Annotated in this window: 16 protein-coding genes; 9 read left to right on the top strand and 7 right to left on the bottom strand. The window is 61.3% G+C overall.

Annotation, left to right across the window (positions count from 1 at the left end):
• Positions 1-78: 78 nt before the first annotated feature.
• The 5 genes from BJ917_RS26270 to wecB are packed head-to-tail and all read right to left on the bottom strand — an operon-like array spanning position 79 to position 8494.
• Entirely contained in the window at positions 79-1155 is a 1077-nt protein-coding gene (locus BJ917_RS26270) for a diguanylate cyclase (RefSeq protein WP_121105328.1), read from the bottom strand.
• Positions 1139-2017, bottom strand: coding sequence for a DUF4434 family protein (locus BJ917_RS26275; protein WP_121105330.1), 879 nt, complete (start codon positions 2015-2017; stop codon positions 1139-1141). Before BJ917_RS26275 ends, BJ917_RS26270 begins: the two co-directional genes overlap by 17 nt.
• The gene (locus BJ917_RS26280) at positions 2017-5172 is read right to left on the bottom strand and encodes a phage receptor (RefSeq protein WP_121105332.1); all 3156 of its coding nucleotides are present in this window, start codon (positions 5170-5172) and stop codon (positions 2017-2019) included. The genes BJ917_RS26275 and BJ917_RS26280 overlap by 1 nt, the downstream gene beginning before the upstream one ends.
• Positions 5169-7343, bottom strand: coding sequence for a cyclic di-3',5'-guanylate-activated glycosyltransferase NrfB (nrfB, locus tag BJ917_RS26285; protein ID WP_121105334.1), 2175 nt, complete (start codon positions 7341-7343; stop codon positions 5169-5171). The genes BJ917_RS26280 and nrfB overlap by 4 nt, the downstream gene beginning before the upstream one ends.
• Positions 7340-8494: a non-hydrolyzing UDP-N-acetylglucosamine 2-epimerase gene (gene wecB, locus BJ917_RS26290; protein ID WP_121105336.1), complete on the bottom strand. Its 1155-nt coding sequence runs from the start codon at positions 8492-8494 to the stop codon at positions 7340-7342. The genes nrfB and wecB overlap by 4 nt, the downstream gene beginning before the upstream one ends.
• A 464-nt stretch (positions 8495-8958) precedes the next feature.
• Here wecB and BJ917_RS26295 point away from each other — a divergent pair, with 464 nt between their 5' ends.
• The 8 genes from BJ917_RS26295 (at position 8959) to BJ917_RS26330 (ending at position 15632) form a co-directional block, all read left to right on the top strand.
• Entirely contained in the window at positions 8959-9807 is an 849-nt protein-coding gene (locus BJ917_RS26295) for a transporter substrate-binding domain-containing protein (protein ID WP_096511863.1), read from the top strand.
• 51 nt (positions 9808-9858) lie between these two features.
• Entirely contained in the window at positions 9859-10521 is a 663-nt protein-coding gene (locus BJ917_RS26300) for an amino acid ABC transporter permease (protein WP_096515420.1), read from the top strand.
• 8 nt (positions 10522-10529) lie between these two features.
• Positions 10530-11192, top strand: coding sequence for an amino acid ABC transporter permease (locus tag BJ917_RS26305; protein WP_121105338.1), 663 nt, complete (start codon positions 10530-10532; stop codon positions 11190-11192).
• A complete protein-coding gene (locus BJ917_RS26310; RefSeq protein ID WP_096511861.1) occupies positions 11189-11983 on the top strand; it encodes an amino acid ABC transporter ATP-binding protein in 795 nt (264 codons plus the stop codon). Before BJ917_RS26305 ends, BJ917_RS26310 begins: the two co-directional genes overlap by 4 nt.
• 30 nt (positions 11984-12013) lie before the next feature.
• A complete protein-coding gene (locus tag BJ917_RS26315) occupies positions 12014-12403 on the top strand; it encodes a RidA family protein (RefSeq protein WP_096511860.1) in 390 nt (129 codons plus the stop codon).
• Between the two features lie 143 nt (positions 12404-12546).
• Entirely contained in the window at positions 12547-13311 is a 765-nt protein-coding gene (locus BJ917_RS26320) for an IclR family transcriptional regulator (protein WP_096511859.1), read from the top strand.
• Between the two features lie 39 nt (positions 13312-13350).
• On the top strand, positions 13351-14568 hold the full coding sequence (locus BJ917_RS26325) for an amino acid deaminase (protein ID WP_096511858.1): 1218 nt from the start codon (positions 13351-13353) through the stop codon (positions 14566-14568).
• Positions 14569-14699: 131 nt separating this feature from the next.
• A complete protein-coding gene (locus BJ917_RS26330; protein ID WP_121105340.1) occupies positions 14700-15632 on the top strand; it encodes a sugar kinase in 933 nt (310 codons plus the stop codon).
• Between the two features lie 349 nt (positions 15633-15981).
• Here BJ917_RS26330 and BJ917_RS26335 read toward each other — a convergent pair whose 3' ends face one another.
• Both BJ917_RS26335 and BJ917_RS26340 read right to left on the bottom strand, forming a co-directional pair.
• On the bottom strand, positions 15982-16257 hold the full coding sequence (locus tag BJ917_RS26335) for a peptidylprolyl isomerase (RefSeq protein ID WP_007898282.1): 276 nt from the start codon (positions 16255-16257) through the stop codon (positions 15982-15984).
• Between the two features lie 64 nt (positions 16258-16321).
• A complete protein-coding gene (locus BJ917_RS26340; RefSeq protein ID WP_096511856.1) occupies positions 16322-18859 on the bottom strand; it encodes a PAS domain S-box protein in 2538 nt (845 codons plus the stop codon).
• Between the two features lie 118 nt (positions 18860-18977).
• Between BJ917_RS26340 and BJ917_RS26345 the strand changes: the two genes are divergently transcribed.
• Positions 18978-20069, top strand: coding sequence for a PilT/PilU family type 4a pilus ATPase (locus BJ917_RS26345; RefSeq protein WP_121105342.1), 1092 nt, complete (start codon positions 18978-18980; stop codon positions 20067-20069).
• The last annotated feature ends 2 nt before the right edge of the window (positions 20070-20071 follow it).

Raw genomic sequence — 20071 nt, forward strand, 5'->3', positions numbered from 1 at the left:
CTCACTCCCACATTTGAAATGCATTCTCCTGTGGGAGCGAGCCTGCTCGCGAAGGCGGCCGGGAAAGCGCTACAAACCTCACTGATGAAAGGTATACCGATCCTTCCCCGTATGTTTTGACTCGTACAACGCCGCATCCGCCTTGACCAGCGCCTGATTCAGGGTGTCGCCCTCCAGCACCCTGGCCAGGCCGATGCTGATGGTCACCGGGTGCCGGCTCGGTTGCTCGCGCACCACCCGGCACAGTTCGCCGGCCAGGGCCTCGACATCTTCGCGGCGCACCCCGGCCAGGTAAATCGCGAACTCTTCGCCGCCCAGGCGCGCGTACTCGAAGTGGCTCATCACCGCCTTGATGTTCGCCGCGATGCGCTTGAGCACTTCATCGCCGATGTCGTGGCCGTAGACGTCGTTGACCTTCTTGAAGTTGTCGATGTCGATCATCGCCAGGTAATGGTCGTGCTCACGCGGAACGGCATGCAGCTGTTTGTCGGCGCGGGTCATGAACGAGCGGCGGTTGGGGATTTCGGTGAGGGTGTCGAGGTACGCCTGGTCCAGCAGCAGCCTGGACATGATGAAGTTATAGAGCTTGGCTTTGCGCAGGGTGAGGAAAACATAAAGGGTCAGCGCACAGAAAAAGCCCATGTAGCAGACCATCAGCATGCCCCTGAGGTCGAACACCGCCACATCACTGTCGAAGAAGGGATTGAGCATCAACCAGGCAATGATCTGCGTGCCGAAAAAAGACCCGCGGCCCAGCGGCAACATGGATGCACTGTACAAGATGCTCGTGGCTGCCAGTATCAGCCAGGCAGGCTGTAGATCTTCGGGAAGGCCTTCGATCAGCAGGCGAACGCCGAGGGTGATGGTGAAGGCGAACAGCAAATTGAGCACATTGAAATGACGGGCCTTGCGGGTGAACATCAGAATGATCGTGAAGATCGCAAAGAGCCCGATAAACAGCATTGAAAGCCAGGTAAACCCCTGGCCACCGAGGTAGCTGATGATCAGGTCGAACACGACCCACATCACGATACTGGTGAGATAAATCAGCAGGCAAAAGGCGTGCAACCGTTCGAACTCATGTTGGATGAACTCGGCTTTAAACTCGGCAGGCGCCGCTTTTTTCAGCACTTCATCTTCAATGGTTTTGTACATCGTCGACCTTGTTTTTGCGTTGGTTATCAAGAATCACCTTGCCCCAGGGCCGGTAGCGCAGGGAAAACACCGCGGTGGGATGGCAACCCATCGACGCCTTGTCCGGGTTGGCCGGTTCAGCGCCAAAGGCTTTGCCCGCCGCGCTGATCTGACGAAACGCTTCCTGAACGATGCCGACGGAGCAGGGCAGCGCACCGGCGTAGCCATCGCGCACCAATGCCGGCAAACGTCCGGTACCGGCACCGTCCTGCCACCAGACCTGAATCCCCTGATCGGCCAATCCCGCCAGCCACTGGCCATTGACCCGTGGCGCGAGTTTGCCGGCGCTGAAGGCGCTGACGTGCAGCGGCGCATCGAGCTGGCCGGCGAAGTCCTTGAGTTGACGTTGCAGGGCCTGTCGGCGATCAGCGGCGAGGAAGTGCAGATCATCCAGCTCCATCGGCACATACCAGCCAGTGACCATGAGCTTCCAGTCCTTGCGCAGCTTTTGCCGTTGGGCCAGCGACCGGCCCAGTTGCGCCTGCCAGTAAGTCGCCAGCCCGGCGCTGTCCAGTTCGTCGATGCGTTGGTAATAGGCTGGGTCCATGTAAAGCCCCAGCACCAGTTTCAGGCCTTGGGCCTGGGCCAGCCTCAGGCTGTCGGCAAGCCAGCCGTTGGCGCCGCCGAAGTCAGAATCGCCGTAGGCGGTCCACTGCACAATCACTGTGTGGGTACCCTGTCTGGCGGTGTTCTGCCAGATCTGGCGCCATTGCGTCTGGCTGAGGCTGGCGTCGACGTTCAGCGGTTGATAGAAAATCCGCTCATCGGCAAAGACCCCTGCGCTGCTGAGTAACAGGCACACCACCAGTAGCAATCGCTTCATCAGAAATTCATCTCCACGCCCAGCAGCACGCCATTGCCGCCCTCATACAGATTGCCCCCCAACCATTGCTGATATTCGGTGCGAACCGTCAGGTGTGCGCGGTAGGCGTTGTAGAGGTCATCGTCGAACCACCATTGCCAGCGCAGGCCGATGCCGGTGCGCAAGTCCTGGCGCCAGTCGTTGCTCGGGTCCTGGCTGGAAAATTCGACAAAGCCGTAGGGCATGAGGGTTTGTGCGCCGTTGAACGGCAGCTTCCAGGCATGGCCCTGCTGGAACCGCGACAACCATTGATGGTCGCCGGCCTTGGTCCACCAGGCGGCGTCCAGATAGAGAAAGCGCTCCTCCCAGTCGCTTTCATCGACGCGCCAGTCGTTGCGAAACCTGCCCTGATCAAGGAACGAGGCGGTGCTGCGCAACAGGAAATCGGTGGTGGTGTGTCCATCCTGGCGGTGATCATCGACCTGGTCCGACAGCTTTTCCGGCACCAGCATCTGGCCCAGGCTCAGGCCGTGGTTGTCCTGGTCATCGAACTGGCTCTGTTTGTAGATTTCGCCGTAGAAGTTGATGTTCGCCGTGCCCCAGGGCTTGTAGCGCAACCCCACGCCGGTACCCAAGGATTCGGCATAGCTCGATCGACCCTGGCCACCGAGCAGCACGCGACCATAGACCGACAATGTACTGCCGGCGCGACTCGGTTCCTCGCCCAGTGCGTGGTCCCACATCGCCAGTTGCACGTTTTGTGAAGTGGAGCGGCGTCGAGAGCCGGTGGTGTCATCGGACCGCAGGAAGTCGTTGGTCGAAACCCCGGCCGGTGACCAGGTGCTGGCGACGGTACGGGTGTCGCGGCGAGACAGGGTTTCATGGGCGCGGCGCTGGCGGTAACGCCGGGCTTCCATGCTGCCGTCCTCGTCGTCGGCCGCCACCGGATACTGCTCAAGGTCGATGACCCGGCGCAGTTCCTTGCGTGCCGCAGCACTGTCTGCGACTTCGTCATAGCGCAAGGCGAGGGTTTCGCCGAGGCGATAGTCCTCGGGGAAACTGCGGGTAGCGCTTTGCAGGTAAGGAATGGCTTTGGCGCGTTCCTCTTTGGTTTTCGCTCCAGCCAGCCTCATACCGTAGTCGGCGCGATAGCGCGGATTGTCTGGCTCGCGTCGGACCGCTTCGGCCAGCCACGCCGTGCTTTGCGCAGGTTCGCTGGCCTTCTGCGCGGTGACCGAAGCGGCGTAGAAATGCCCGGCATCCGGTGACTGTTGCAGGGCGGAACGTTGTCGTTGCAGGGCCAGCCCATGATCGCCTTGGGCATCGGCAATCGCGGCACCCAGCGCCCATTCGTTGGCGCCACGGCTGCGGCTTTGCTGCCAGTAACGTTCGGCGGCTGACAGATCACCGGCGTTCAGGGCGCTGCGACTGGCGGTGAGGTGGGCATTGTCGCTGAGTTCGGCATCGGGAAGGCTGCGCCAGATCGCCAGGGCCCCGACCGAATCGCCGGCCGCTTCGAGGGCATAGGCCAAGGGCACGCGGCTACTTCGATCGCCGGCTTTTTCCGCCTGCTGGTAATAGACGACCGCTTCGCCCGGACGATCCGGCATGGCGCAGCGCCCCAGTGCGCGGTAGTCGCCGGCAGCCTGCAGTTGTGTGCCGATGGCTTGTTGCACGGCGGCGCATTGACCGTTCTCGGCCAGTTGCGCGAGCAGTTGACCGCGAGTGACGGGGTCGACATGACTGAGCAGCGCCACCATGCGCTGTTGCTGTGAAGCTGTTGGCGTTGACGAGGCGTAGAGGGTCGCCAACCGTTGCAGCAGGGCATTGGGGAGTTTGCCGCCCTGACGGTCGTAAGCGGTTTCCAGCAATTGCTGCGCGTGTTCCCGTTGCCCGGCATTGAGCGCCAGGTACGTGGCCTGATCGAGCGAGCGAAGGTTGCCGGTCTGCTGGTAGTGCCGTTCCCAGATTGTCGCCGCTTCGGTCGTGCGACCCTGCGCCTGCGCCAGTTCGGCCCGACGCTTGAGCACTTCGGCGGTCTGCGGCTGGCCGGCGAGCCAGGCCATGATCTTGTCGCTGCGGCCTTCTTCTTGCCAGATGTCCAGCAGGCGTTGCTGACGCTGGCTGTCCCAAGGTTCGGGCAGACGCGTGCTCTGCAAGAGTTCAGTGGCGTGCAGGCGCTGGACGAGGACCAGCCAGGTCAATGGGTCGTCGTCGGCTGGGCAGTCACGCAATTGCGCGAGCGCTGCATCCGGGTCGCGGCGGGACAGCCAGTCGGCGGTCTCCAGGCAAGGACGCTGCAATTCACCGCTCAAGCGCTGCACGGTTGCGCTGTCGCCGGTTTGTCGTGCCAATTCCCACAGGCGCTGACGTTGTGCGGGATCGGCGAGATCGTCCGGCGGCAGCGATTGCATCCAGCGTTGGGCCTGTTCGGTGTGACCCATGGCTATCGCGCGATCGACCATGGCCAGGCGAGCCTTGCGCGCGGCCTGCGGGTTGGGTGCCTGCTGCAGTAATTGCTCCAGTGGTTTTTCGTCGAGGCGTTGCACATAGGCATTGGCCAGCCGCTGCCAATCCTCGGTGCTCAGTTGATGGCTGGCGGCGAGGGGCGCGAGTTGTTCGATGGTGCCGTTCCAGTCGCGCAGTTGCTCAGACCAGTTGGAGAGGGCCAGGTGCAGAATTCTCTCATCACCCTTGGGCTTCAATTGCGCCAGCCAGTCATGAGCCCGGCCCGCGCCGCCGAACTTGGCCAGGCTCAGGCTATAGGCCTGCCACAGGCGCACGCGCTGGTTGAGGTTGCTGGTGGCGATCCATTGTTCCACCTGGCTGCTGCCCGGCGGATCCTGCTCGATCCAGGTCAGGCGCAGGTTGAGCAAGGCTTCGCTGTTTTGCGGGTTGTCCGGCAAAGCTTGCACCGCGTCCTTGTAGCGTCGTTGTTTGGCCAGCGCTTGCACCAGCAATGCCCGCGCTTCATCGTTTTTCGGCACTTTGGTCAGCAGGTGGCGCATCAGTCGCTCGACTTCGGCCCAGTTGCCTTTTTTCGCTTCGCGGTAGCTGCGGTCCATGTAGGGGAAGCTGCGAAATTGTTCGAAGTCAGTCAAGGGTTCGGCTTGCACCCAAGTGGCGGTGCCCAGACTCAATAACAGGCACCCCACGAGCACGGCATGAGGCTTCATTCGACCTCCCGGGCAATGCGGTAGGCGGCTTGCTGTTCGCTGGCCTGTTCGACCAAAGCCTGTTCGAGCACTGCCTGGGTGATCATGCCGCGGGATATCAGGTGTTGGCCCAACGACATGTGCTCGGCATCGAAGTCGATCAATGCCTGATTGAACAGGCTCGCCGGGACCATGCCGCGCACTTGCAGCAAATTGCCGAGCAATATCTGGTGATGGCTGACGCGTTCGAGCAGGGCTTCGTCGTCCTGATGACGCTCGAGCACCTCGAGCATGTGCTGGACATCGGCATTTTGCCGGGGGCTGGCGTACCAGTAGCGGATCCCCAGCGTGACCCGGCCCTGAGGGGCCAGACGACAGCGCACCGGGCGCTTCAATTGGCGGCTGATGGCGCCCAGTGAAACCTGGCTGACCGGCCCTTCGGAGGCGAGCACCAGGGCATTGCCTTCCTCGGCCACGGGCAGCACGCCGTAGTGGGAGGCGACCTTGCGTGGCACCTGCGCGATCAGGCGCTTGTCGAGCTGACAGGGGTTGAGCGGCGCCCATTCCATGTCCAGTTGCTCGGCCAGGGTCTGCACCAGTTGCGTCGTGTCGATGTGTCCGCGCAGCAACAGCTCATGGCCCAGGCGTCGGCGTACCGGGTTGGTGATCGCCGCTTCCAGCTGTTCTTCGCTAAGCAGGCCTTTTTCCACCAGTCGATGACCCAAGGGTGTGCGCTGGGCCTTGGTCAGGGCCGGGAACTCATGGGTGGTTTTGTCCCAGGCCACGCGACGGGAGTCGCCCATTTCCATGACCTGGCGCAGCGCCCGTACGTTGGCGAAGAAGTTGATGAAGTTGCTCCACATCATGCGGGGCGCCGACAGCAGGCCTTCGCCCAGTCCGTAAAAACGGGTGACGAACCAGCCGCGCTGGAACAGCCGGTTGATCAGCATCAGGCCATTGAGCCACAGCAGGGTCTTGAGCAGCGGGCTGTCGGCGAGAATCGACGGATAGCGCCAGGCGGTGGGTGCGATCACTGTCACCAGCCACATCGCCAGCAACACCAGAAACAGCAGGTTGACCATGAAACTCAGCAGGTAGGCGATCATGCCGCGCCGGTCGCGCCACAGAAAATAGTTGAGCAACCCTGTGGGGCTCCAACCGAGGTTCTTGGTGCCCTGGAAAACGATGCCGACGATCCAGCGGGATTTTTGCCGGATCGCGTGTTGCCAGTCGCGGGGGAAATGTTCGCGAACACAGATCACCTGGGAAAACGCGCGATTCATGCCGAACGCCCAGGGCTGTTCGAGCGCCAGTGTCGGGTCGGTCACCGAATAGCGGGCGAAGATGCACTTCATGCCTTTTTGCTTGAGGCGAAAACCGATGTCGTAGTCTTCGGTCAGGCTCTGCACATCGAAGGCAATGCCATCGCCATCCTCAAGCAGCGCGCTGATGGCCTTGCGGCTGAAGCAAGTGCCGACGCCGGCGCTGGGTACCTGGCCGGTCAGGGCTTCGCGCACGATCACGTCCTTGCCGTGGTTTTCGGCGAACTCGTCGACGTAGTGCCCGGCGGTGAAGCCTTTCCATTCCGGCGCGTAGGGGTAGACCGGAATCTGGATCAGGTCCTTGCCCGGCAGCAAATAGTTGAACAGGCGCAACTCCATGGGGGAGATCACGTCTTCGGCATCGTGCAGGATGAACCCGGCGAACTGGATCTTCGCATCGCTTTCAAAACGCAGGATCGCGTCGATCACGTTATTCAGGCAGTCGGCCTTGCTGGTGGGGCCGGGGCGGGCGCAGACCACTTTGTGCACGTTGGGGTAGTGCTGGCAGACCGCATCGACATCGGCCTGGGTCTCGGCGTCGTTGGGGTAGGTGCCCACGAAAATCTGATAGTTCTCGTAATCGAGGGTGGAGGCGGCCAGGCGCGCCATTTCGCCGACCACGCCGACTTCGTTCCACGCCGGCACCATGATCGCCAAGGGCTTTTCGCCGATGGTGTACAGGCGTTGTTCATCGGCGCGCTTGAATTTTTCATAGATCCGCCAGCGGCGGATCAGCTTGCGGGTCCAGTACACCAGGTCGATGAACAGGTCATCGAGCCCGAGCACGAACATCAACAGCGCCAGGATGATTGCAAGGTATTTGAGGCCGAACAGCAGGTAGGCAAAAAAATCAACCAAACCCAGGCTCATACCGCGTTTCCCGACCGCGCGTGTTGCTTGAGCCAGGCGCACAGACGGTTGGCAATCCGTTCGCTGGCGTGACCGTCGCCGTAAGGACTGTGGACGCGGCTCATGCGCTGGAACGTGGCAGCGTCATCGAGCAGCAGGCTGGCTTCCTTGACAATGCGGTCGGTGTCGGTGCCCACCAACAGCACGGTTCCGCCTTCGAGCGCCGAAGGCCGTTCAGTGACATCGCGCAGTACCAGCAGCGGTTTGCCGATGGCCGGGGCTTCCTCCTGGATGCCGCCGGAATCGGTGAGGATGAAATGCGCGCGATCCATCAACCAGACGAAGTGCTGATAATCCTGCGGCGCGACGAGGTAGATGTTCGGCTTGTCCGACAGCACGCTGTAGACGGCCTTTTGTACCTGCGGATTGAGGTGCACCGGGTAGACGAATTGCACATCCGGGTAACGTTCGGCGAGGTTGGCCAAGGCCAGGCAGATGTTGCGAAAGCCGCCACCGAAGTTTTCCCGGCGGTGCCCGGTGATCAGCACCATGCGCCGGTTGTCGTCCAGCACTGCCAGCGGCGAATCCGTGGCCGGCTGCCAATGAACGTCGTGCTGATGCGTGCGCATCCATAGCAGCGCATCGATCACCGTGTTACCGGTGACCTCGATATGGGATTTGGGCACGCCTTCGCCCAGCAGGTTCGCTTCGCCCTTGGTGGTCGGGGTGAAATGCAGGTCGGCAATGACGCCGGTCAGGCGTCGATTGGCTTCTTCCGGCCAGGGCGCGCGCAAGTTGCCGGTGCGCAGGCCGGCCTCGACATGACCGATAGGCAACTGGCGATTGAAGGCGGCGAGGGCGGCGATGAAGCTAGTGGTGGTGTCGCCGTGGACCAGCACGATATCCGGATGTACCCGTTCGTAGGCGTGGTCGAGGTGCCCCAGCAGTTGTTCGGAGAGACCGTTGAGGGTCTGCCCCTGGGTCATCACTTGCAGGTCTTCATCGACCGTCAGTTCAAACGAGTCGAGCACCTGCTTGAGCATTTCCCGGTGCTGGCCGGTCGAGCAGATATTCAGTTCGATACCCGGCCAGTTGCGCAGCACCCGTGCAAGGGGGGCCATCTTGATGGCTTCGGGCCGTGTTCCGAACACCATCATGACTTTGAAGGACATGAACCCTCCCGGGACAACACACGCCAGACGCGCCGCAGCTGTTAAGAGTGCTTATCAGTTGAGTATTGAATAAAGCAGTCGGATGGGGGGTTGTCCAATGCGCGGCTTTGCTGCACCGAGTCCCTTGTAGGAGCGAGCCTGCTCGCGATGGACTAGAGAGCGACGTGGGTATCTGGCGATACGCGTCATCGTTGACGACCATCGCGAGCAGGCTCGCTCCTACAAAGGGGGCAGTTACTGCCCAATGTGGTGCAAATACCCGATGTTGTGGCCCACAGTAGCGATTGACGGTGGTGCGTTTGGTAACCGTTTTTCCAACGTTTAACGCATCCATCTGATTCAAAACACTTTTCAATCTCCCCAACACACCTCCCACAACCTGTGGCACACTTTCTGCTGTCTATTCCGTTGTTACATACCAAGTTCCGGTATAGCGGAATAAACATCATCCTGGAGTGCTTGCCATGCATCGCCGACCATCCTTGTTCAATGCGTGTGTTTTTGTTTTCGCAGCATCAGCTGCTGTCATGGGCGTGGCCCAGGCGGCGGACAGCAAGCTCGATAGTGTTCTGGCCCGCGGCAAACTGATTGTGGGCACCGGCAGCACCAATGCGCCGTGGCATTTCCAGGGCGCGGATGGCAAGTTGCAGGGCTTCGATATCGATATCGCGCGCATGGTGGCCAAGGGGCTGTTCAATGACCCGAGCAAGGTCGAGTTCGTGGTGCAGTCGTCCGATGCACGGATTCCCAACTTGCTGACCGACAAGGTCGACATGAGCTGCCAGTTCATCACCGTGACCGCCAGCCGTGCCCAGCAGGTGGCGTTTACCCTGCCGTACTACCGCGAAGGCGTCGGCCTGCTGTTGCCGGCCAACAGCAAGTACAAGGAAATCGATGACATGAAAGCCGCCGGCGATGGCCTGACCGTGGCGGTGCTGCAAAACGTGTATGCCGAAGAGCTGGTGCACCAGGCATTGCCCAAGGCCAAGGTCGATCAGTACGACAGCGTGGACCTGATGTACCAGGCCGTGAACTCGGGGCGCGCCGACGCGGCAGCCACCGATCAGTCGTCGGTCAAATACCTGATGGTGCAGAACCAGGGGCGCTACCGCAGCCCGGCCTATGCCTGGAGCCCGCAAACCTATGCCTGCGCGGTCAAGCGCGGCGATCAGGATTGGCTGAACTTCGTCAACACCACCCTGCATGAAGCCATGACCGGCGTTGAGTTCCCGACTTATGCCGCGTCCTTCAAGCAATGGTTCGGTGTCGATCTGCCAACGCCCAAGATCGGTTTCCCTGTCGAATTCCAATGATCCCGTGAGAGTGGGGCGACGTTGATCGCCCCGCTCAAGGTACTGCCGACCATGAATTATCAGTTGAACTTTGCCGCCGTCTGGCGCGATTTCGACACCTTGCTGGCGGGGCTCGGTCTGGGCCTCGAACTGGCGCTGGTGTCGATCGCCATCGGCTGCGTGATCGGCCTGCTGATGGCGTTCGCCTTGCTGTCGAAGCACCGTGCGTTGCGGGTGCTGGCATCGGTGTATGTCACGGTGATCCGTAACACGCCGATCCTGGTGTTGATTCTGTTGATTTACTTCGCGTTGCCGAGCCTGGGGATTCGTCTGGACAAGATTCCCTCGTTCATCATCACCCTGTCGCTGTATGCCGGGGCGTACCTGACCGAAGTGTTCCGCGGTGGCCTGCTGAGCATTCCCAAGGGCCAGCGTGAAGCCGGGCTGGCGATTGGCTTGGGCGAGTGGCAGGTCAAGGCTTACATCACGGTGCCGGTGATGTTGCGCAATGTGTTGCCGGCCTTGTCGAACAACTTCATTTCGCTGTTCAAGGACACCTCGCTGGCAGCGGCGATTGCCGTGCCGGAGCTGACCTATTACGCGCGCAAGATCAATGTCGAGAGCTACCGGGTGATTGAAACCTGGTTGGTGACCACGGCGCTCTATGTCGCGGCCTGTTACCTCATTGCCATGATGCTGCGCTACCTCGAACAGCGCCTGGCGATCCGCCGATAGGAGGCCCCATGTACGAATCCCCCAGTTGGTTGCATGAGTTGTGGGTGGCGCGGGAACCCTTGTGGCAAGGTTTTCTGACCAGTGTGCAGGTATCGGCGCTGTCGATTCTGCTGGGCACAGTGGTGGGCGTTTTAGCGGGACTGGTGCTGACTTACGGCAGGTTCTGGATGCGCGCGCCGTTTCGTTTCTACGTCGATGTGATTCGCGGCACGCCGGTGTTTGTGCTGGTGTTGGCCTGCTTCTATATGGCGCCGGCGCTGGGCTGGCAGATCAGCGCATTCCAGGCGGGAGCCCTGGGGCTGACGCTGTTTTGCGGCTCCCACGTCGCCGAGATCGTGCGCGGTGCATTGCAGGCATTGCCGCGCGGGCAGATGGAGGCGAGCAAGGCCATCGGCCTGACGTTTTTCCAGGCGCTCGGCTATGTGTTGCTGCCCCAGGCGATGCGGCAGATTTTGCCAACCTGGGTCAACTCGTCCACCGAGATCGTCAAGGCCTCGACGCTGCTGTCGGTGATCGGCGTGGCCGAGCTGCTGCTCAGCACCCAGCAGATCATCGCCCGGACCTTCATGACCCTGGAGTTCTACCTGTTCGCCGGTTTTCTGTTCTTCGTCATCAACTACGGCATCGAATTACTCGGCCGGCACATTGAAAAGCGGGTGGCCTTGCCATGACTCAGACTCAAATCAACCCACAGAACGGCCAGCCCCTGCTGGACATTCGCGGCCTGCACAAACGTTACGACCACCTCGAAGTGCTCAAGGGCGTCGATCTGACCATGCAGCGCGGTAACGTTGTGACGCTGATCGGTTCCAGCGGTTCGGGCAAGACCACGCTGCTGCGCTGCGTGAACATGCTCGAAGAGTTCCAGGGCGGGCAGATCCTGCTCGACGGCGAGTCCATCGGTTATGACGAGGTCAACGGCAAACGCATCCGCCATCCGGAAAAAGTCATCGCCCGCCATCGCGCCATGACCGGCATGGCGTTCCAGCAGTTCAACCTGTTCCCGCACCTCACCGCGTTGCAGAACGTCACCCTGGGCTTGCTCAAGGTGAAAAAGTTGCACAAGGACGAGGCCGTGGCCCTGGCGGAAAAATGGCTGGAGCGGGTCGGCTTGCTGGAGCGCCGCGATCACTACCCCGGCCAATTGTCCGGCGGTCAGCAACAGCGCGTGGCGATTGCCCGGGCCATTGCGATGAACCCGAGCCTGATGCTGTTCGACGAAGTGACTTCAGCGCTGGACCCGGAACTGGTCAGCGAAGTGCTCAATGTGATCAAGGGCCTGGCGGACGATGGCATGACCATGCTGCTGGTGACCCACGAAATGCGCTTCGCCTTCGAGGTTTCGGACAAGATCGTTTTCATGAATCAGGGGCGCATCGAAGAGCAGGGGCCGCCCAAGGACCTGTTCGAGCGCCCGCAGTCGCCGCGTCTGGCTGAATTTCTCAAAAGCACGCGGTTTTAAACACTCAATTTTCAATCAGGAGAAACACTCATGAGCATTACTCGTTATGGCACCGGCAGCTCCGCCGCTGGCGGCACGCCGCGTCCTTTCGCCCGCGCCGTTGAAGCCGATGGCTGGCTGCACGTCTCCGGCCAGGTGCCTGCGAAGGATGGCGAGATCATTGTGGGTGGCATCGTCGAGCAGACCCACCAGACCATGAAGAACCTGATCGCGATTCTCCAAGAGGCCGGTTATGGCCTGGAAGATGTGGTGCGTGCTGGCGTGTGGCTGGAAGATCCGCGGGATTTCACCAGTTTCAACAAGGTCTTCTCCGAGTACTTCAAGCCTGAACATGCACCGGCCCGGGCCTGTGTGCAGGCGAACATGATGGTGGACTGCAAGGTCGAGATCGACTGCATCGCCTACAAGAAAAAGGCCTGAGAATAGCGGTGAATTCTTCGCGAGCAGGCTCGCTCCCACAGGGAACGCATTCCATGTGGGAGCGAGCCTGCTCGCGAAGGCGGCCTAACAGCCACCGCAGCACCCCGGGTAAACTCCCGGCATTTTCAAGGGGAACCACTGACATGACCGAAGACACCATCAAGCGCCGGGCACGCGGTCTGGACCGGGCGTTCGATATCCTCGACTTCCTCAAGGAAATCGGCCAGCCCCTGCGTCCGAACGAAATCGCCAGCGGCATCGGCAGCCCCAAATCCACGGTCTACGAACTGGTTGCCTCGCTGCTGGAACGACGGATTCTGGAGCCGGTCGGCAAGGACGGCCACGTCTATCTTGGTCGTCAGCTGTACTTCCTCGGCCAGGCGCATTTGCGTCATTTCGACCTGACCCGCGAGGCCGATCATGCCTTGCAGGAGATCGTCAGCCAGACCCGCGAAACCGCACAGATGTGCCTGCTCAACGGGCGCAAATACACCGTGGCGCTGATGAAGGAGGGCGAGCGGCATTTCCGCATTTCCTCGGACATCGGCGAGAACGCGCCCATCCCCTGGACTGCGTCCGGGCGCCTGCTGCTGGCGCACCTGAGCGATGAGGAAATCGTCGACCTGATCGACCACGACGACTTCATCCTGCCCAACGGCGAACGCTTGCCGCTTGAGCAGTTCCTGCAGGAAATCCGCCAGGCCGGCGTCGACGGCTTTTTCTCTTTCGACAGCGTTGCCGACACCTTTACCCATTGCTTCGCCGCCCCGGTCAAAGACCCCGATGGCGTGGCCATTTGCACCCTGTGCATCGTCGCTCCGCGCGCCGATGCCAAGACTCATTACAACGACTACCGCCGGGTACTGATCGACAGCGCCAACAGCCTGGCCCGTCGCATCAACGAATAACAGCGGCTGCTTGCGGCCACGAATGTGAGGAGTTCAACCATGTCTTCTGCCCCTAATACTGCCGCCGTGGAAAAGGGCTTTGCCCAGACCGGCGCCAATCTGGTCCGTGACGTCAGCCTGCCGGCTCTGGTGCTGCATCGCCAGGCGCTGGAACACAACATTCGCTGGATGCAGGCCTTTGTCAGCGACAGCGGCGCGGAACTGGCGCCCCATGGCAAGACCAGCATGACCCCGGCGCTGTTTCGCCGTCAGCTCGACGCCGGTGCCTGGGGCATCACCCTGGCCAGCGCCACGCAAACCCGTGCGGCGTATGCCCATGGCGTACGTCGGGTATTGATGGCCAACCAACTGGTCGGCACGCCGAACATGGCATTGATCGCCGACCTGCTGGCCGACCCGGCGTTCGACTTCTATTGCATGGTCGACCACCCGGACAACGTGGCGGATCTGGGTGCTTACTTCGCCTCCCGTGGCGTGCGCCTGAACGTGATGATCGAGTACGGCGTGGTCGGCGGTCGTTGCGGTTGCCGCAGCGAACAGGAAGTGCTGGACCTGGCCAAGGCCATTGCCGCACAACCGGCACTGGCCCTGACGGGCATCGAAGGTTACGAAGGGGTGATCCATGGCGATCACGCCGTCAGCGGCATTCGCGCGTTCGCCGGCTCACTGGTGCGTCTGGCGGTGCAGTTGCAGGACAGCGGCGCCTTTGCCATCGCCAAACCGATCATCACCGCTTCCGGCTCGGCCTGGTACGACTTGATTGCCGAAGAGTTCGAGGCGCAGAACGCCGCCGGGCGTTTCCTCAGCGTGCTGCGTCCGGGCAGCTATGTGGCCCACGACCACGGCATCTACAAAGAGGCGCAATGCTGCGTGCTCGACCGTCGCAGCGATCTGCATGAAGGCCTGCGCCCGGCATTGGAAGTCTGGGCCCATGTGCAGTCGTTGCCGGAGCCGGGTTTCGCGGTGATTGCCCTGGGCAAGCGTGACGTGGCCTACGACGCCGGTCTGCCGGTACCGTTGCTGCGCTACAAAGCCGGCGTGGTGCCGGCCAAGGGTGACGATGTCGGCGCCTGCAAGGTGACGGCGGTGATGGACCAGCATGCGTTCATGACGGTGGCACCGGGAATTGAATTGCGTGTGGGCGACATCATTTCGTTCGGCACCTCGCACCCGTGCCTGACGTTCGACAAATGGCGCACAGGGTGTCTGGTGGATGAGCAGTTGAACGTCATCGAGAACATGGAAACCTGTTTCTAAAGTTCAAGACCGCGGCGCGGCCATCGCGGGCAAGCCTTGCTCCCACAGGATGGGTGTCGCTCTTGTAGGGGCAAGGCTTGCCCGCGATGAGGCCGGTCCAGACACAAAAGCAACACCAGAGACTCCACACAATGAACACCATCAACACCCTGGGGCCTGACGCCCCACGAATCGCCCTGATCGGCGAATGCATGATCGAACTGCAGCATCGCGCCGATGGCAGCCTGCAACAGAGTTTCGGCGGCGATACCTTGAATACCGCGGTCTACCTGTCCCGTGAGCTGGGCGCGGCCGGCGCGGTGGATTACGTCACCGCCCTGGGCGATGACAGCTTCAGCGATGCCATGTGCCAGAGCTGGGCCGACGAGAACATCGGCCTGGACATGGTCCAGCGCTTGCCTGGCCGCTTGCCGGGGCTGTACTGCATTCAAACCGACGCCGCCGGCGAACGACGCTTTCTCTACTGGCGCAACGAGGCGGCGGTGCGCGATTGCTTCACCACCCCGGCCGCCGCGCCGATCCTGGCGGCGCTGCCGGATTACGACGTGTTGTATTTCAGCGGCATCACCCTGGCGGTGCTGGGCGTGCAAGGTCGGGAAAAATTGCTGGAAACCCTGGTCGAAGCCCGGCAACGCGATGCGCGGATCGTCTTCGACAACAACTACCGGCCACGGCTGTGGGCTTCGGTCGAAGAGGCCAGGGCCGCTTATCGCAGCGTGCTGCCCTATGTCGACCTGGCGTTGCTGACCGTGGATGACGAGCAGGCGCTGTTCCATTTTGCCGATTGCGCGGCGGTGTTTGCCGCGTACGAGCAGATTGGCACACCTGAAGTGGTGCTCAAGCGCGGCGCTGAGGCCTGTCTGATTTTTTGTGACGGCGAATCATTTGAAGTCTCGGCGCAGAAAGTGGAACGGGTGGTGGACACCACGGCGGCGGGGGACTCGTTCAGTGCGGCGTATCTGGCCAGTCGGCTCAAGGGAGGGAGCCCGGTGGAAGCGGCCGAGGCGGGGCATTTGTTGGCGAGTCGGGTGATTCAGGTGCCCGGGGCACTCATTCCGAAGTAATGGGATATGGCCGCTGGCTGCGCCATCGGATCGCTGGCAAGCCAGCTCCCACAGGGATTACAAGTTGCCGTAGATAGTAGCCATGGCACAGATTCTGTGGGAGCTGGCAAGCCAGCTCCCACAGCGATTACAGGTTGCCGTAGATAGTAGCCATGGCACAGATTCTGTGGGGGCTGGCAAGCCAGCTCCCACAGGGATTACAGGTTGCCGTAGATAGTAGCCATGGCACAGATCCTGTGGGAGCTGGCAAGCCAGCTCCCACAGGGATTACAGGTTGCCGTAGATAGTAGCCATGGCACAGGTCCTGTGGGAGCTGGCTTGCCAGCGATAAGGCCCTGAGGCCAACCGATCAATCCCGGTAAAACACCTGCACCAAGTGATACCCGAATTTGCTCTTGATCGGCCCATGCACCACCCGCAGCGGCTTCTTGAAGATCACCGCATCGATCACCCCGACCATCTGCCCCGGCCGCACTTCACCCAGGTCGCCGCCGCGCTTGCCGGAGGGGCAGGTGGAATATTTTTTGGCCAGCACATCGAAGGCTTCGCCCTTGGCGATGCGTTGTTTGAGCTGCTCGGCTTCTTCCGAGGTTTTCACCAGAATGTGGCGGGCTTGAGCTTTCATGGAACGATTACCTTGCTGCGGTGGTGACACTGACGGAAAAAATAGCGCGCGATTATGCCCTAACTCACTCGGGTTGGCCGATCATCGTGCGAATCTTGTTGGCCAACAGATCTATGGAGAACGGTTTGGCCACCATGTCCATGCCTTCCTCGAGGAAACCCTGGCGTTCGGCAGCCATTTGCGCGTAGCCGGTCATGAACAGCACTTTGAGTTGCGGGCGATGCTGGCGGGCGATCTCCGCCAGTTGTCGGCCATTCATGCCCGGCAAACCGACATCGGTGACCAGCAGATCGACCCGTAAATCGGATTCGAGCAAGGGCAGGGCGGTTTTCGCATCTTGCGCTTCATGGGCGTGATAACCCAGTTCCTTGAGCAGGTCGAGCACCAGCATGCGCACCGCCGGGTCATCCTCCACCAACACCACGGTTTCCCCGGCAATCGCCGGCGGCGCTTCGCCGATGTCCGGCGACAGGGTTTCTACCTGCTCCATGGTGTGCAGGCGCGGCAGGTACAGGCGCACGCTGGTGCCCTGGCCGGGCATGCTGAACAGGCTGACGTGGCCGCCTGACTGCTGGGCAAACCCGTAAATCATCGACAGACCCAGCCCCGTGCCCTGACCGATGGGTTTGGTGGTGAAAAAAGGATCGAACGCCTTGGCCAATATCTTCGGCGTCATGCCGGTGCCGTTGTCACTGACAGCGATCATCAGGTAATCGCCCGCCTTGACCGGCTCCAGAATGTAGACGTCGCTGCCGTCGAGATAGACGTTGGCGGTTTCGATGCGCAATTCGCCACCATCGGGCATGGCGTCCCGGGCGTTGATGACCAGGTTGAGCAGCGCGTTTTCCAGTTGGCTGACATCAGTGCTGACCGGCCAGGCGTCCTCGGCCAGTTGCAGCTTGAGCTGGATGTGGTCGCCCTTGGTGCGGCTGAACAGGTCTTCCAGGGAGTGGATCAGATCGTTGGCATTGATTGGCTTGCGGTCCAGCGATTGACGCCTGGAGAATGCCAGCAGGCGATGGGTCAGGGCGGCGGCGCGTTTCGCCGAAGACACGGCGGCCTCGGCGAAACGACCGATGTCCTCGGTGCGCCCGTCGGCCAGGTAGCGTTGCATCAGGTCGAGGCTGCCGATAATCCCGGTGAGCATGTTGTTGAAGTCGTGGGCGATGCCACCGGTGAGCTGGCCGACCGCTTCCATTTTCTGCGCATGGCGCAAGGCGTCTTCGGCGCGTTCGCGCTCGAACATCTCGTTTTGCAGGCGCTGGTTGGTTTCCGCCAGTTGCTGGGTGCGGGCGGCGACCCGCTCTTCCAGGGTTTCGTTGAGATTGAGCAGGGCCTCTTCGGTCTTTTTGCGCTCGGTTTCGTCGATCACGAAGATATAGAAGCCGTTCACCGCGCCGTCCGCGCCGTGGCGCGGTAAATAATTCATCAGGGCGTGCCGGATACTGCCGTCACGGTGCGGCGTGTCGATGCTGAAAGAGCAGGGCCTGCCGGCCAGCGCCTGGGCGATGTGCTCGGCGCGCAAGGCGTAGGCCTCATCGCCCAACACTTCGCGGATCGTCCTGCCGTAGAGCTCCTGGGGCGTCAGGCCGTACCAGTCCAGATAGGCGGAATTGTTCAGGCGAAAGCGTTCCTCGCGGTCGACGTAGCTGATCAGGATCGGCATGGCATTGATGATCAACTGCAACTCGGTCTGACTCTGGCGCAGGGCCTGCTCGGTGTTTTTGCGATCGGTCAGGTCCAGGGCGGCGCCAAGGAAGCGGATCGGCCGGCCATGGTGGTCCTTGTAGCAACGCCCGCGGGCGAACACCCAGCGCAGCTGTCCGTCGGGTTGCAACAAGCGATATTCCTCGGCGTACTCGCTGCCTTGGGTGATGCAATGCTTGATGCTGCGGGCGATCAAGGCGCGGTCTTCGGGATGAACACCGTGCAGATACGCGCTGATTGGCAATTGGCCAGACATGGCCGGATCGATGCCATGCAATTGCGCGAAATGCGCGTCGGCAATGAAACGGTCCTCACTGATATCCCAATCCCAGGTGCCGACCGCGTCGGTGGCGGAAAGGGCCAGTTGCAGGCGCTCTTCGGTGTCCTGTTGTGCCTTGAGGCTGGCGGCCGAGCGTTGTTCCAGTTCGAGGGCAATGCGCCGGCGTTCGTTGGTTTCGATGGCGGTGACCAGGATCCCGGCGACTTCGGCATTTTCATCGCGGATGGGGCTGTAGGTCAGGTCGAGCCAGAAATCGGAATCCTTGCCATCGCGCTGTAGGGTGAAGCGCTGTTCGCTGTAGGTCCGCACCTGGCCCTGTAGGACGGCGCTGTAAATGGGGTCGGTAAAGTCTCTGAGTTCTGGCCAGATCTGGTGTGTTGGCTGTCCGAAAGCGTTCGGATGCTTGCTGCCGGCCAGCAGGGCGAAGCCGTCATTGTAGATCTGCGTCAGCTGTGGCCCCCAGAGCAACAGCATCGGCATCGGCGAATGGATCACGATGTCCACGGCGGTGCGCAGGCTCTGCGGCCAGGTGCTGGCCTCGCCCAGCGGCGTGTTTGTCCAGTCCAGTCGGGCAATCAAGGCCTGGGCATCGCTGGCGTTGGGTGATGCGTTCATCAAGGTGTCCTGCACATAAGTCGGTATGGCGGCGTCTACTATGCTTGCCAGGCAATCACTGTTCTGACCCGGTGCGGGTCATTTCTGCCAATTGAATGCTTCGCGGGTGCTTTTTGCCATGGAAATCGATGCGTTGTTAAAACGCCTGGCCAGCCAGGATGGCTCGGATCTCTACCTGTCCACCGGTGCGCCACCCAGTGCGCGGTTCGACGGTGTTCTCACGCCCCTGGCGGACCAAGCGTTCAAGCCGGGGGAGATTGCGGCGATTGCCGCGTCCATCATGGACGCCGAACAGCGCCGGGAGTTCGACCGGGCGCTGGAAATGAACCTGGCGATCTCCCGGGCGGGGGTTGGACGCTTTCGGGTCAATATCTTCAAGCAGCGCAACGATGTGTCCATGGTGGTGCGCAACGTCAAGCTCGACATACCGCGTTTCGAAGACCTGAAGTTGCCGTCGGTATTGCTTGAAACGGTGATGCTCAAGCAAGGCCTGATGCTCTTCGTCGGCGCCACCGACTCGGGCAAGTCCACGTCGCTGGCGGCCCTGATCGATTATCGCAATCGTCACAGCCGTGGTCATATTGTCACCATCGAGGACCCGATCGAATACATCCACCGGCACAAACAATCGATCATCAATCAGCGTGAGGTCGGCGTCGACACCCGCAGCTTCCATAGTGCGTTGAAAAACACCCTGCGTCAGGCGCCGGATGTGGTGCTGATCGGTGAAATCCGCGACCGCGAGACCATGGAACATGCCCTGGCCTTCGCCGACACCGGACATCTGGTGATCTCCACGCTGCACGCCCATAACGCCAACCAGGCGCTTGACCGCATCATCAACTTCTTCCCCGAAGAGCGCCGCCGGCAATTGCTCCATGACCTGGGCAATAACCTCAAGGCCTGCGTGTCTCAACGCCTGGTACGCAGCCGGGATGGGCAACGACGGGTGGCGGTGGAGGTGATGCTCGGGACACCGACCGTTGGCGACCTGATCCGGCTTAACCAGTTTTCCGAACTCAAGGGGCTGATGGAAAAATCAGCGGCGTTGGGGATGCAGACGTTTGACGGAGCGTTATTCGACCTGGTGGTGGAGGGGGCGATTGATGAGGAGGAAGCGTTGAAGCATGCGGATTCGATGAACAATTTGCGGTTGCGGTTGAAACTGCACGCTGAAGTATCACCGGGCGACTGGGGCCTCATGGACTGACA

Origin of the sequence: Pseudomonas sp. WPR_5_2 (genome assembly GCF_003634475.1) — a bacterium.
Lineage (GTDB): Bacteria > Pseudomonadota > Gammaproteobacteria > Pseudomonadales > Pseudomonadaceae > Aquipseudomonas > Aquipseudomonas izuensis.

Coding starts and splice junctions, on each gene's coding strand:
- BJ917_RS26270 (WP_121105328.1), bottom strand. CDS start 1,155: ATGTACAAAACCATTGAAGATGAAGTGCTGAAAAAAGCGGCGCCTGCC.
- BJ917_RS26275 (WP_121105330.1), bottom strand. CDS start 2,017: ATGAAGCGATTGCTACTGGTGGTGTGCCTGTTACTCAGCAGCGCAGGG.
- BJ917_RS26280 (WP_121105332.1), bottom strand. CDS start 5,172: ATGAAGCCTCATGCCGTGCTCGTGGGGTGCCTGTTATTGAGTCTGGGC.
- nrfB (WP_121105334.1), bottom strand. CDS start 7,343: ATGAGCCTGGGTTTGGTTGATTTTTTTGCCTACCTGCTGTTCGGCCTC.
- wecB (WP_121105336.1), bottom strand. CDS start 8,494: ATGTCCTTCAAAGTCATGATGGTGTTCGGAACACGGCCCGAAGCCATC.
- BJ917_RS26295 (WP_096511863.1), top strand. CDS start 8,959: ATGCATCGCCGACCATCCTTGTTCAATGCGTGTGTTTTTGTTTTCGCA.
- BJ917_RS26300 (WP_096515420.1), top strand. CDS start 9,859: ATGAATTATCAGTTGAACTTTGCCGCCGTCTGGCGCGATTTCGACACC.
- BJ917_RS26305 (WP_121105338.1), top strand. CDS start 10,530: ATGTACGAATCCCCCAGTTGGTTGCATGAGTTGTGGGTGGCGCGGGAA.
- BJ917_RS26310 (WP_096511861.1), top strand. CDS start 11,189: ATGACTCAGACTCAAATCAACCCACAGAACGGCCAGCCCCTGCTGGAC.
- BJ917_RS26315 (WP_096511860.1), top strand. CDS start 12,014: ATGAGCATTACTCGTTATGGCACCGGCAGCTCCGCCGCTGGCGGCACG.
- BJ917_RS26320 (WP_096511859.1), top strand. CDS start 12,547: ATGACCGAAGACACCATCAAGCGCCGGGCACGCGGTCTGGACCGGGCG.
- BJ917_RS26325 (WP_096511858.1), top strand. CDS start 13,351: ATGTCTTCTGCCCCTAATACTGCCGCCGTGGAAAAGGGCTTTGCCCAG.
- BJ917_RS26330 (WP_121105340.1), top strand. CDS start 14,700: ATGAACACCATCAACACCCTGGGGCCTGACGCCCCACGAATCGCCCTG.
- BJ917_RS26335 (WP_007898282.1), bottom strand. CDS start 16,257: ATGAAAGCTCAAGCCCGCCACATTCTGGTGAAAACCTCGGAAGAAGCC.
- BJ917_RS26340 (WP_096511856.1), bottom strand. CDS start 18,859: ATGAACGCATCACCCAACGCCAGCGATGCCCAGGCCTTGATTGCCCGA.
- BJ917_RS26345 (WP_121105342.1), top strand. CDS start 18,978: ATGGAAATCGATGCGTTGTTAAAACGCCTGGCCAGCCAGGATGGCTCG.